A 13,273-nucleotide genomic window follows, 5' to 3' on the forward strand; every position below is an offset into this window, starting at 1 on the left:
TTCAAAAAAGTAAATCTATTAGATACAATTTATCTAGTAGATTTTATTTAAGGATTTACAAATGAATATATTAAATAAAGAAGAATTAAGAAGACAAATCAGAGAAGGGAAAGAAATATCATTAGATGGTATTTTAGAAGAATTTAAGTCTCTTCTTAGAGAATCACTACAAACAGCAAGTGAAGAAGAGCTTACTTCTCACTTGGGTTATGATAAACATCAAGAGTCTGATAATCCAAATTATCGTAATGGACATAATAAAAAATCATTAAAAACAAAATATGGTCAAGTAGATGTATCAATTCCAAGAGATAGAGATGGAACATTTTATCTCCCTTTGGTCGCTACAGCAAGCTAAGGAACCAAAATTAGTACCTAAAAGAGAGAGAATATTAAAAGGTAGTGAAGAGTTAATACTTTCACTTTATGCAAAAGGAATGAGTGTAGCTGATATAAGTTCTCACCTTGATGATTTGTATGGTTATCAACTATCAGAACAGACAATTTCAAATATAACTAAAGCTATTATGGATAAAGCTAAGGAGTGGCAAAATCATCCACTATAAGCAATATATCCAATAATCTTTATGGATGCAACTGTATTAAAAATAAGAGTAGATAGAATAGTTAAAAATATTGCAGCATATATAATGCTTGGAATTACAATTGATGGTAAAAAAGAGATACTAGGAATTTATCTAGGAGAGAATGAAACAAGTAAATATTGGTTAATACTTTTAAATGAATTAAAAAATAGAGGTGTTGAGGATGTTCTTATCTTCGCTATTGATGGCTTAAATGGATTTAATCAAGCTATAGAAGCTGTTTATCCTAAAGCTGAAATACAAAGATGTATCGTTCATCAAATTCGTTCTTCTCTTCGATATGTTTCTTGGAAAGATAGAAAAGTAGTGGCTCGTGAATTAAAGACAATTTATACTGCTAAAACCGAGGAAGATGCACAATTAGCACTAACGGAATTTAATGATATTTGGGGACAAAAATATCCTCATATAGCTCAATCTTGGTTAAATAACTGGAATGAATTAACAACTTTTTTCAAATATCCACAGTCAATAAAAACTTTGATCTATACCACAAATCCAATAGAATCATTAAACTCAAATATTAAAAGAAAAACCAAAACTAAAGGTTCATTTCCAACAATAGATTCTGCTTTTAAAATGTTATATCTTTCAACACAGGAGGTTCAGTCAAAATGGGAAAGAACTAGTATGAGAAATTGGAGTGAAATTTATCCTCAACTTTGCATATTCTTCAGTGAAGTTATGGAAAAATACACAAAGTAATTAAAGGCTAATTGGTGAACTTACACAGTTGCCACATTAAAAAATGCTTAAAAAACATCAATTAGGCAACAAACTTTATACATTTCTTTTCATCATATTTTTCATTATTCTTATATAATGAATGTGCAATAATAATTATTTTCCTCATTACAGCTATTTGAGTTACTGTAGTATGCTTACCTCTTTGTTTTAATCTTTCATAATAAATCTTTAGCTCATCATTAAATCTTACTGCTACCATAACTGCCATAAATAATGTGCTTCTACATAGTTTTGAACCAGCTTTTGATATTTTGGCTTTACTTTGTATTGATGTTCCTGAGCTTTTACTAATAGGGTCTAATCCTGCTAGTGAAATAATCTCTTTTTGATTTGTATATGGATATTTTATAAAATGATGAAGTAAAACAATTGCTAAAATATCTCCAACACCTTTTATTGTTAATATGTTGTTGAATGCTTCCCATAAATCTTTATCACTTTTTATGAGTTCTTTCATTTCTTTAATTATATTATCAATTTTAATGTTAAGCAATTTAATTTCTTTTATAATATTTTTAGTAACTACACTACTATGATTTCTTGTACTTATTGCTTCTAAATGATTTTTATATTGTGTTCTTTGTTTTAGTAAAAATTTATAATAAGATATAAGTTCATGTAGCTCTTCAACAACAATATTTATTATAGGTACTTTAATTTCATCAGCTAAAGCAGTTACAAGCATCTTTGAAAGCATTACCGAATCTTGTATATCGGATTTATTTCTCTGTCCTATTGCTTTTGCAAAGTTAATACTTTTTTTAGGATTAATAATAAAACATTTAATATTCCTCTCACTACAAAACTTTTTTAATAAATTTGAATAAGTTCCTGTAGGTTCAAAAACAAAAACTAATTTATCTATATCCTTTTTATAAAGCCTTTGTAGTTTTGAGTAAAAACTTTTTATTGCTTGCATACTATTCTTTATTTTGATATTTGATTGATTTATAGGAATAAAAATATCAACAGTTGATTTACTTATGTCTAATCCGATAGAATACATCTAGGAAACCTTTATTGTAAATTATAAAGAGTTATCCTACCTGATAATTGTTATACTAATTTAACCTCGTTAAATACGAACTAGTTTTAAACTGTTCTTGTTGCCACTCAAATTTAAAATATAACTATCTAACTGTGTATCAAGCTAATTAATAATTATTTATTAATTGCATCGTTTATTCTTTTGATATATTATCTTATTTGAACTCTATGAAAATATGGTATCATATTTCCAACATTTTATTATACGAGTTTATTTTACAGGCTCTTTAATATATAAGTGGGAAAAACCCACCTATATATTTTTAGATATTAGTAACATCTATTTGGTCATCAATTATTAATTTAACTGTAGAGTTTGAACCTTTTCCTGTATACTCTTTGTATCCATTATTAGTAGCTTTAACATCCCATTCATTTAAATTTAATTGAACTTTATCTCCTATATTACCTTTAATATATAACTCATTTTTACCATCAGTCATATCTACAACATCTTCTAGTTTTAAATTTTTTAATGAATGATTACCAGCTGTTAAATCTATCTCTTCTATATTTTTAATAGAAACTTTTCCTCTAATAACTGATAAATCAATATCATCATTACCACTAAGAACTAATTTATCATATCCTGTTCCACCATCAATAAACACATCTCCATAAGTAACACCATTTTTTGTACTTAAATCTGTATAAATTGTATCGTTTCCTGCTCCACCATAGATTACATCTCTTCCACCATTACCATATATAGTATCATCTCCAGCTCCACCATAGATATAGTCATTTCCTTCTTTTCCATAAATGATATCATTATCTGCTGTACCTTCAATAGTCCTTCCTATATTATCATCATTTTCATATATAGCACCATTTAATTTGATGTTAACATAACTATCTCTACTATCTCCATCTGCATCAGTTATAGTATATTTAAAAGTAGCTGTTTTATCATCATTTTCTTTAAAATTATCATAAGTAGCTCTATTTAACTCAAATACATAGTGACCATTTTTATCTACAATCAAAGTACCATATGTTCCAACTATTTTAGTACTACCATCAGTTTGAACTACACCATTTTGCCAAACAATAGCATTATTAGTAGCTTTCCCATCTGCTCCAAAAATTGCATTTGAACCTGCATCATCACCATATGCATTACCTTCTATTTTTGGTAAAGGATCTGTTGAAACAATAGATGCAAAAAGATCAAATGAGTTATAGTTTGTTTGCCCTGCTGGTTGTTGACCAGCTTCCCAAGTATAAACCTGTTTTACAATATTTCCACTCTTATCTAAAAAACCATCTATTACAAATAGATACTCTTTTCCTCCAACATTTATTTTTTGAGAGAATGATTGCTCTTTTATAGTAACTATATCTCTATTTTGTTCTGCTGTACCACTATTTGATGTCTCATTATGATCAAGTACAATATCATGTACTATATGTACTGTTTCTCCATCAATAACTACATCTAATTCAACTCTAAGTGTTGCTTGAGTAATTTCTGAACCAGCTGTAATAGGTTGATTTGTATGTGTAAATGTACCTAAATTTAACTGTGTATTAATAACATTTTCTGACATATTTTTATATGTTGTATTTCCTTTAAAGTCATACCCAGATTTATTAGAAGCATCTCCCCATGTTAAAGTATCTTTACCTGGTATTGTATCTGTATTTGTAGCTCCAGTATAACTATTACCACCTTTCCATGTAGTAAACTCTGCTTTCATATTACCAACATCAACTTGACCAACTGTTACAACTAAAATTTGTCCTCCAGCATTTGAATCATCTATTGAAGTTCTTGGATTATCATCATAAATGCCTAAATTTATTTTTCCAGTTGTTGTATCTCCATTAATATCTGTTGCTTTAATTACTATATCTTTAAGTGCTAATACATCCTCACCTTTTGATTTATCATGGCTATGTGCTTGAGTTAAAGTATATTCATAACTAACTTTACCATTATCATATCCAGTGATTTTTAATGTTCCATTCGGAACTGCAATAGGTGGAATACTATTTCCAGCTATTAAATCAGATATTTTTATAACTGTATTTCCTACTGTAATATTTGATAAGCCATAGAAAGATTCTAAAGTAAATGCTCCTTTAGTGATATTACTTCCATCTCCTTTGCTTGTTCCATTATCTAAACCTTTTTCATAAACATAGATATCTTGAATATTTTTAATAACAGGTGGTATATTTACATCATTATCTAATATATATCCATATGCACTTGAATCACCTACTGTTACTTTTAATGTCTCTGTATCTTCTATGATTTTATCATCTACTGTTTTTATTACTACATCAAACTCTGTTACATGAGCTGGTACTGTTATTTTCCCTGTAGCTGAATCATATGTTACTCCATTTGTAAACTCTACATTATTTGTTGTAAAGTCCTCTCCCTCTGTAGCTGTTAATCCCTCTACTTTAAAATCATACTCTTGTGGAGTTACGCTATCTGTTACTTTTACACTAAATACTAAATCTTCACCTTCAACTGCTACTGCTCCTTTTGTTCCTGCTATTGGATCTTTTGGATCTAGTGGTTTACTTGGATCTATCGGATCTACTGGCACTGGTACTATTGGTTCCTCTGGTTCTTTTGGTGTTATCTCTGCTTCTGCTACATCATTATCTAATATTGTTCCTATTACACTTGACGTTTTATCTCCAACTTTTACACTTAATCCAAAGTTCTCTGTATCCTCTATAGTTAAATCATCATATGTTTTTACTCCAACTACAAACGTTGTTTGTCCTGCTGGTACATTTACACTATATGTCCCATCTGCATTTGGAGCTACTGTTACTTCTGTTCCATCTGCATATTTAACTACTATTTCTTGTGTCTCACTTGGATTTAAAAAGTCTTCACCTTTGTCAGCTGTTCCACTTGTTATTGTAATTGTTGCAGTCTGATCTTTACTTGACTCTGTTACTTTTACTTTAAACTCTGCTACTTCTCCCTCTTCTACTCTTGATCCTTTTGAATCTAAATCTTTTGGATCATTTGGATCTTTTGGATCTGGATCTGGTGTTATTGTAATATCTTCTTCATCATTATCTAATATATATCCATATGCACTTGAATCACCTACTGTTACTTTTAATGTCTCTGTATCTTCTATGATTTTATCATCTACTGTTTTTATTACTACATCAAACTCTGTTACATGAGCTGGTACTGTTATTTTCCCTGTAGCTGAATCATATGTTACTCCATTTGTAAACTCTACATTATTTGTTGTAAAGTCCTCTCCCTCTGTAGCTGTTAATCCCTCTACTTTAAAATCATACTCTTGTGGAGTTACGCTATCTGTTACTTTTACACTAAATACTAAATCTTCACCTTCAACTGCTACTGCTCCTTTTGTTCCTGCTATTGGATCTTTTGGATCTAGTGGTTTACTTGGATCTATCGGATCTACTGGCACTGGTACTATTGGTTCCTCTGGTTCTTTTGGTGTTATCTCTGCTTCTGCTACATCATTATCTAATATTGTTCCTATTACACTTGACGTTTTATCTCCAACTTTTACACTTAATCCAAAGTTCTCTGTATCCTCTATAGTTAAATCATCATATGTTTTTACTCCAACTACAAACGTTGTTTGTCCTGCTGGTACATTTACACTATATGTCCCATCTGCATTTGGAGCTACTGTTACTTCTGTTCCATCTGCATATTTAACTACTATTTCTTGTGTCTCACTTGGATTTAAAAAGTCTTCACCTTTGTCAGCTGTTCCACTTGTTATTGTAATTGTTGCAGTCTGATCTTTACTTGACTCTGTTACTTTTACTTTAAACTCTGCTACTTCTCCCTCTTCTACTCTTGATCCTTTTGAATCTAAATCTTTTGGATCATTTGGATCTTTTGGATCTGGATCTGGTGTTATTGTAATATCTTCTTCATCATTATCTAATATATATCCATATGCACTTGAATCACCTACTGTTACTTTTAATGTCTCTGTATCTTCTATGATTTTATCATCTACTGTTTTTATTACTACATCAAACTCTGTTACATGAGCTGGTACTGTTATTTTCCCTGTAGCTGAATCATATGTTACTCCATTTGTAAACTCTACATTATTTGTTGTAAAGTCCTCTCCCTCTGTAGCTGTTAATCCCTCTACTTTAAAATCATACTCTTGTGGAGTTACGCTATCTGTTACTTTTACACTAAATACTAAATCTTCACCTTCAACTGCTACTGCTCCTTTTGTTCCTGCTATTGGATCTTTTGGATCTAGTGGTTTACTTGGATCTATCGGATCTACTGGCACTGGTACTATTGGTTCCTCTGGTTCTTTTGGTGTTATCTCTGCTTCTGCTACATCATTATCTAATATTGTTCCTATTACACTTGACGTTTTATCTCCAACTTTTACACTTAATCCAAAGTTCTCTGTATCCTCTATAGTTAAATCATCATATGTTTTTACTCCAACTACAAACGTTGTTTGTCCTGCTGGTACATTTACACTATATGTCCCATCTGCATTTGGAGCTACTGTTACTTCTGTTCCATCTGCATATTTAACTACTATTTCTTGTGTCTCACTTGGATTTAAAAAGTCTTCACCTTTGTCAGCTGTTCCACTTGTTATTGTAATTGTTGCAGTCTGATCTTTACTTGACTCTGTTACTTTTACTTTAAACTCTGCTACTTCTCCCTCTTCTACTCTTGATCCTTTTGAATCTAAATCTTTTGGATCATTTGGATCTTTTGGATCTGGATCTGGTGTTATTGTAATATCTTCTTCATCATTATCTAATATATATCCATATGCACTTGAATCACCTACTGTTACTTTTAATGTCTCTGTATCTTCTATGATTTTATCATCTACTGTTTTTATTACTACATCAAACTCTGTTACATGAGCTGGTACTGTTATTTTCCCTGTAGCTGAATCATATGTTACTCCATTTGTAAACTCTACATTATTTGTTGTAAAGTCCTCTCCCTCTGTAGCTGTTAATCCCTCTACTTTAAAATCATACTCTTGTGGAGTTACGCTATCTGTTACTTTTACACTAAATACTAAATCTTCACCTTCAACTGCTACTGCTCCTTTTGTTCCTGCTATTGGATCTTTTGGATCTAGTGGTTTACTTGGATCTATCGGATCTACTGGCACTGGTACTATTGGTTCCTCTGGTTCTTTTGGTGTTATCTCTGCTTCTGCTACATCATTATCTAATATTGTTCCTATTACACTTGACGTTTTATCTCCAACTTTTACACTTAATCCAAAGTTCTCTGTATCCTCTATAGTTAAATCATCATATGTTTTTACTCCAACTACAAACGTTGTTTGTCCTGCTGGTACATTTACACTATATGTCCCATCTGCATTTGGAGCTACTGTTACTTCTGTTCCATCTGCATATTTAACTACTATTTCTTGTGTCTCACTTGGATTTAAAAAGTCTTCACCTTACTTTCTCCCTCTATAACAGCTGTTTTTACTCCTATAATATCTACATTTACATTATCTCTTGTATTTGTATTTGGATCTTGTGGTTCTACTGGGTTACTTGGATCTACTGGTTTACTTGGATCTGTTGGTTCTTTTGGAACATATGCTTCTACTTCATCTATAATAGTAGTTTCAATATTTTCTTTAATAAATTTAATTTCTTCTGTAGATTGAGTACTTATCGAGTCTATAGAAATTTCAAAACTTTCTCGTTCTTCATTATATACATCATCTACTATTTCTACTTCAAATTCAACACCTGTTTGACCTTTAGCAATAGTTACACTCTTAACTTCAATAATATCTTCTTGATTGGCTGTTTTATATGTATATTTAAATGTTACTGTTATATCTTCTGGTGCAGCAATTGGATTACCATTTTCATCATATAATCCTAATTTATATTTCGCTTTATCACCTTCTATAACATCAATAACTTTTAAACCATCTAGTTTAATTGTATATAATGTTTCTACATCTATTATAATAGTTGTAGCTATAGCTTGATTTGAATCTATTGGAAGTGAAAAAATTGCTCTCTCTAAATTTATCCATCTATCTGTCTCTTGAAGTCCAAATAAAGAATCATTGAATGTATCAGATAAACCAACTCTTACTCCACTTGTTCTTTCTACTCCTTCTCCTCCTGATGCCGCTGATTCTAAAGTCTCAACTAATGAAGAAAAATCATTAATTAATGCTAGACTATTAGGTTTATTTGAAATTAAAGCTTCTAAGTTATCAATAATTTCACTTCCACTAAATACTTTATTATTTACAATACTATCAATATTTTGTTCATTTAAATTTTTATTAATTAAAACTAATGTTGGATTTATTATTCCATCTTTATTTAAATTTAAAAGTGGAACTATTCCATTTAAACTAATATTTACAGTCTTACCATCAATTTTAAAAGTAAATTCAACAGATTTTTGATTATCTTTAAAATTCATAGAATAACTAGAAAATCCATTTGAAAAAATGAATTGTTGCCCTTTTTTAGCACTAAAACTTAAATCTTTATTTAGTTCAATTACTTTACTTGAACCATTTACTTCTCTAATCGTTAATTTCATAATAATCTCCTTAACATATTAATGACAATAATGTATTATATTATAAAAAAGTCTCTAAAAAGATTTTTTATATATAAATTTATAAAGTTTATAATTATTTATTAGATCTTTTAATTACAATTAGTTTTACTTATAATTTTACGATATTTAACTCTTCTTATTAGAATTATCTTTATATATTATATAAATTTAAGAGATATTTTACTTTTATAAAAGTTCAATTAAGAGTTTTAAAAAAATTTAGTTAAGATTATTTTTTATTTTAGAATTAGTTTAAAACTAAATTTTATATTGATATAGTAAAGAATCTTTAAAAAAATTATTAAATATCCTTTACTAATTTATTAATTAAATAGTAATCTCTTTAATATCGGCGATATTTCTAAATTCTAAATAAATTTGAGCTATTAGATTTTTTCTATTTATTTTTATTTTTTCATCTTCATGATTTACAAAAACTTTATCAAAAAAGCTATCAAGTTCTGGTTTTAAAGAGAATAAAGCTTCTAATTCTTCATCAAAAGTTAAGAAATTTGATTTTTTTATATTTTCAAAATTTATAAATAAATTTTTCTCTTCATTTTGCTCAAAGAGTGTCTCATTTACACTCAAGTTAGAGCTTAAATCTATATCTTTTACAATATTTGCAACTCTTTTAAATGTAGCACTATAATCTTTAAAATTATCACTTTCAACAATAGGATTTAAAGCTTCAACTTTTTGATAAATCTTATAAATATTTGTCTCTCCACTATTTAAAACCGCTTTTAAAACAGTTGGATTTACACTAAATATTTTAAACAATCTTTCGTTGAAAAATTCTAATAAAACTTTTGTATCAAGGTTTTTATAATTCTCTTTTAAATCTTCAATAATTGAATTAAAATCAATATCTAATTTATGTTCTATTGCTATTTTTACAACCCCTAAAGCAGCTCTTCTTAAAGCAAAAGGGTCTTTTGAACCTGTTGGAATTTTTCCTACACTAAATAGTGCCATAAGATTATCTATTTTATTTGACATAGCTACAATTGAACTAAAAATATTACTTGGTAATTCTGAATTCTCACCACTTGGCAGATATTGTTCTTTTAGTGCTAAACAAACTAACTCATTTTCACCAGCAATTTTTGCATAGTAATATCCCATAAGTCCTTGAAGCTCTGTAAATTCATAAACCATTTCACTCATTAAATCAGCTTTTGAAAGCATTACAGCTTTTTGTAAAAGTTCACTCTCTTTTAAATTCAATTTTTGTGCTAAGTATAGAGCTATTTTTGCTTCTCTTTCACATTTATGATAAACTGTTCCTAAGCCTTCAACAAAAACTAATTTTTTAAGTCCTTTATTTGATAAGCCATTTTTTATATCGTTTCTGTAAAAAAACATTGCATCGGCTAATCTTGGTCTTAAAACTTTTTCATTTCCAGATATTATATATCCAAAATCATTTGTAAGAGCATTTGAAACAACAACAAAATTATTTACAAGTTTTTCATTTTTATAAACTGCAAAATATCTTTGATTCGCTTTCATAGATGTAACTATAACTTCAGGTGGAAGTTCTAAAAACTCTTCATCAAACTTTCCTAAAAGTGCAGTTGGATACTCCGTAATAGCAACAACTTCATCTAAAAGTTCTAAATCCAGCTCTATTTGAACATTATGTTTAGTTTCAATATTTTTCAACTGTTCTAAAATCTTTTTTCTTCTCTCATCTTGATATAAAACAACTCCATATTTATCAAGTTTACAAAAATATTCTCCAACATTTGAAAAACTAAATGGCTCATAAGAATCCATTCTATGACCATAAGAGATATTAGCTGATTTAACTCCAAAAAGTTCACCTTCTATAATTTCACTATCTATCATCATAGAAAAAAATCTAATAGGTCTTATAAAACTATCACTTCTACTTCCCCATCTCATAGATTTTCCAAAATTTAAAGAGTTTACAAACTCATTTACCATAGTATTTAAAAGTTTTTTTGCTTCAATTCCAGAAATTTGCTGTTTATAATATAAAACTTCACCTTTTCCAAAATCTTTAAATCCTATTTCATCTACACTAATCCCACATTTTGTAGCAAAACTTTGTGCAGCACCAGTTGCTACACCATCTTTAAATGCAATATTTTTAGGTGCTCCAATATTCTCAATTTCACTATCTTCTTGTTTAATAGCAAACTCTCTATGCCATAAAACCAATCTTCTTGGAGTATAAAATAGTTCAAAGTTGCAAAGTAATCTATTTTTTTCTAATATATCACTCCATTTTTTCTCAATATTTGGAAGCTCTTGTAAAAATGGAATAGCTGGTAACTCTTCAACTCCTATTTCTATTAAAAGTGGTTTAAGCATCGTTTCTTTCCTTGTTTTGGTTTTTTATTTTCTCTATCTCTTCAAGTTTATCAGTATGTTTTTTTATCTGTTGTCTATTAAAATTTATAATAAACATAGCAACCATAAATACAAATAAAATAACAACAATAGTATCTAATATCTCTTTCAATTTTTTCCTTTAAATTAGCTCTTTATATATAGCCCCATCAATCTCATTTAAAGCTATTTCCTCTAACTCTTCACTAGATTTTATAACTGCTAAAATTTTTGAATCAAACATATAATTATCTGCTATTTTTTGCATCTTTTTTGCTAAACTTTTTTTACAAACTATATATTTTGCATTTAAATTATTTGCATATAATCCCTCTTTTATAGAAAAAATTTCTACAAAAAAATTCAAATTTTGCTCAAAACAATACTTTAAAAGTTCTTCATTAAATTCAAAGAAAAGTAAAGAATTTGGCTTTGTATTTTTTATCTCTTCAATATTCAAAACTTTAAAAAACTCTTCAAAAGGTACTATTTTATCTCCAATAATCTTCATTTTAAGCCTTTTTATTATTTAAACAATCTTTAGAGCAATAAAACTTTCCATTACTAACAATAGCCTCTTTTTGAGAAACAAAAGTACTACAAGTAGGACATTCAACCATCTCATCAGATATCAGTTTATCATTTTTCTTTACACCATCAACTCTTCTATTTTTAAAAAATAGTAAATATATAATAAATCCTACTAAAATAACAGCTATAACTTTTAATAACATCTTTATCCTTTAATATATAAATAGTTTCTCTCATTTTTTGAAACTATTTTGTAGTTATTTAATTTTGCCTCTTCTAACTCATTTTCGAGCATACTTCCTTTATAAAACAAATATGAAGAGTTCTCTTGTTTTATATTTTTTGTTAATTCTATAAGAAGTTTAGTATTTGTAACAGCTCTACTTGTAATTAACTGAACCTTTAAATCTTCAACTTCTTCAACTCTTTTTTGCAAAATTATAAGATTTTTTAAACCTAAAGTAGCTTTTACCATATTTAAAAATGCTACTCTTTTTATTCTAGGTTCAATTAAATATGCTTTTACATCTTTTTTAGCAAGTGCTAAGATAAGACCTGGATATCCAGCACCTGTTCCAATATCAGCAAAACTAGAGAAATTTTCTATAAAAGTAAGAGGAAAAAGTGAATCCAAAATATTTTCATAAATATCATCACGGCTTAATCTTCCACTTAGATTATGAATTTTTCCCCATTTTTGTAGAAGTTCTACAAAAACTTCAATATCTTTATAAAAACTATCTTCTAATTTTAAATTATGATTTTCTAATATATTCTTTAAAGTCAAAGCATATGCCCCATTTGCTCTTTTTTTGTATTTAAATAGTTCTTATTATAGCAATTTGGCTCAACTATTGTAGGAATTCGCTCAACAATCTCTACATCTAAAGTTTCTAAAAACTCTATTTTTACAGGATTATTCGTAAGAATATTTATCTTTTTAACTCCTAAATCCTTTAAAATATACTCAACTATGCTATATTCTCTCTCATCTTCTTTAAAACCCAAAGCTAAATTTGCTTCAATTGTATTTTTACCAATATCTTGTAAACTATAAGCATTTACCTTATTTAAAAGCCCTATATTCCGTCCTTCTTGTCTATGATAGATAATAAGTCCACCATTTTTTGCTATATACTCAATTGCAAGTTCAAGCTGTTTTTGGCAATCACACTTTATACTTCCAAAAACATCTCCTGTAAGGCATTCAGAGTGAATTCTAAGGTTTATAATATCTAAAGAGTTAAAATTCTCACTCATTAAAACTAAATGCTCTTGATTTTTTTGCTTATATGCTTTTATCTTAAAATTTCCGTGTTTTGTAGGAAGGTTTGCTATATTTGATTCAATTATATTCATTTGTATTTAAACCTTAAACTGTTAAAATCGTAAGATTATATCC

At 28.4% G+C, this 13,273-nt stretch carries 12 protein-coding genes; 3 read left to right on the plus strand and 9 right to left on the minus strand.

Features of this window, described 5'->3' with window-relative positions; translation table 11 throughout:
• Positions 1-61 precede the first annotated feature (61 nt).
• From AFAEC_RS12285 to AFAEC_RS12295, 3 genes are read left to right on the plus strand one after another with little or no spacing between them, the layout of a single operon-like run.
• Positions 62-358 carry a transposase gene (locus tag AFAEC_RS12285; RefSeq protein ID WP_051487665.1) on the plus strand — a complete coding sequence of 99 codons (297 nt, stop codon included), beginning with the start codon at positions 62-64 and terminating at the stop codon, positions 356-358.
• Positions 318-566 (plus strand): transposase, encoded by a 249-nt coding sequence (locus AFAEC_RS12290; protein WP_051487666.1) that lies wholly within the window; start codon positions 318-320, stop codon positions 564-566. The genes AFAEC_RS12285 and AFAEC_RS12290 overlap by 41 nt, the downstream gene beginning before the upstream one ends.
• A gap of 15 nt (positions 567-581) precedes the next feature.
• The gene (locus AFAEC_RS12295) at positions 582-1,310 is read left to right on the plus strand and encodes an IS256 family transposase (protein WP_258237483.1); all 729 of its coding nucleotides are present in this window, start codon (positions 582-584) and stop codon (positions 1,308-1,310) included.
• Between the two features lie 61 nt (positions 1,311-1,371).
• On the opposite strand, the gene AFAEC_RS06285 is transcribed toward AFAEC_RS12295, so the two are convergent.
• The 9 genes from AFAEC_RS06285 to ribA form a co-directional block, all read right to left on the minus strand.
• Positions 1,372-2,358, minus strand: a complete 987-nt coding sequence (locus AFAEC_RS06285) for an IS110 family RNA-guided transposase (RefSeq protein ID WP_026806897.1) — start codon at positions 2,356-2,358, stop codon at positions 1,372-1,374.
• A 304-nt stretch (positions 2,359-2,662) separates the two neighbouring features.
• Positions 2,663-7,537, minus strand: a complete 4,875-nt coding sequence (locus tag AFAEC_RS06290) for a choice-of-anchor K domain-containing protein (RefSeq protein WP_172658636.1) — start codon at positions 7,535-7,537, stop codon at positions 2,663-2,665.
• Positions 7,538-7,821: 284 nt separating this feature from the next.
• Positions 7,822-8,958, minus strand: a complete 1,137-nt coding sequence (locus AFAEC_RS06295) for a hypothetical protein (RefSeq protein WP_026805591.1) — start codon at positions 8,956-8,958, stop codon at positions 7,822-7,824.
• 348 nt (positions 8,959-9,306) lie between these two features.
• Complete coding sequence (gene glyS / locus AFAEC_RS06300) at positions 9,307-11,322, minus strand: glycine--tRNA ligase subunit beta (protein WP_026805590.1); 2,016 nt, start codon at positions 11,320-11,322, stop codon at positions 9,307-9,309.
• A complete protein-coding gene (locus AFAEC_RS06305) occupies positions 11,315-11,473 on the minus strand; it encodes a hypothetical protein (protein ID WP_164467004.1) in 159 nt (52 codons plus the stop codon). Before AFAEC_RS06305 ends, glyS begins: the two co-directional genes overlap by 8 nt.
• A 9-nt stretch (positions 11,474-11,482) precedes the next feature.
• On the minus strand, positions 11,483-11,851 hold the full coding sequence (locus AFAEC_RS06310) for a hypothetical protein (RefSeq protein ID WP_026805589.1): 369 nt from the start codon (positions 11,849-11,851) through the stop codon (positions 11,483-11,485).
• 1 nt (position 11,852) lies between these two features.
• Positions 11,853-12,074 (minus strand): PP0621 family protein, encoded by a 222-nt coding sequence (locus AFAEC_RS06315; protein WP_026805588.1) that lies wholly within the window; start codon positions 12,072-12,074, stop codon positions 11,853-11,855.
• A gap of 2 nt (positions 12,075-12,076) precedes the next feature.
• The gene (gene rsmG / locus AFAEC_RS06320) at positions 12,077-12,658 is read right to left on the minus strand and encodes a 16S rRNA (guanine(527)-N(7))-methyltransferase RsmG (RefSeq protein WP_026805587.1); all 582 of its coding nucleotides are present in this window, start codon (positions 12,656-12,658) and stop codon (positions 12,077-12,079) included.
• The gene (ribA, locus tag AFAEC_RS06325) at positions 12,655-13,230 is read right to left on the minus strand and encodes a GTP cyclohydrolase II (protein ID WP_026805586.1); all 576 of its coding nucleotides are present in this window, start codon (positions 13,228-13,230) and stop codon (positions 12,655-12,657) included. Before ribA ends, rsmG begins: the two co-directional genes overlap by 4 nt.
• Positions 13,231-13,273 lie beyond the last annotated feature (43 nt).

Source organism: Aliarcobacter faecis (assembly GCF_013201705.1).
In the GTDB taxonomy this organism is placed as follows: Bacteria; Campylobacterota; Campylobacteria; order Campylobacterales; family Arcobacteraceae; genus Aliarcobacter; species Aliarcobacter faecis.

Coding starts and splice junctions, on each gene's coding strand:
- AFAEC_RS12285 (WP_051487665.1), top strand. CDS start 62: ATGAATATATTAAATAAAGAAGAATTAAGAAGACAAATCAGAGAAGGG.
- AFAEC_RS12290 (WP_051487666.1), top strand. CDS start 318: ATGGAACATTTTATCTCCCTTTGGTCGCTACAGCAAGCTAAGGAACCA.
- AFAEC_RS06285 (WP_026806897.1), bottom strand. CDS start 2,358: ATGTATTCTATCGGATTAGACATAAGTAAATCAACTGTTGATATTTTT.
- AFAEC_RS06295 (WP_026805591.1), bottom strand. CDS start 8,958: ATGAAATTAACGATTAGAGAAGTAAATGGTTCAAGTAAAGTAATTGAA.
- glyS (WP_026805590.1), bottom strand. CDS start 11,322: ATGCTTAAACCACTTTTAATAGAAATAGGAGTTGAAGAGTTACCAGCT.
- AFAEC_RS06310 (WP_026805589.1), bottom strand. CDS start 11,851: ATGAAGATTATTGGAGATAAAATAGTACCTTTTGAAGAGTTTTTTAAA.
- AFAEC_RS06315 (WP_026805588.1), bottom strand. CDS start 12,074: ATGTTATTAAAAGTTATAGCTGTTATTTTAGTAGGATTTATTATATAT.
- ribA (WP_026805586.1), bottom strand. CDS start 13,230: ATGAATATAATTGAATCAAATATAGCAAACCTTCCTACAAAACACGGA.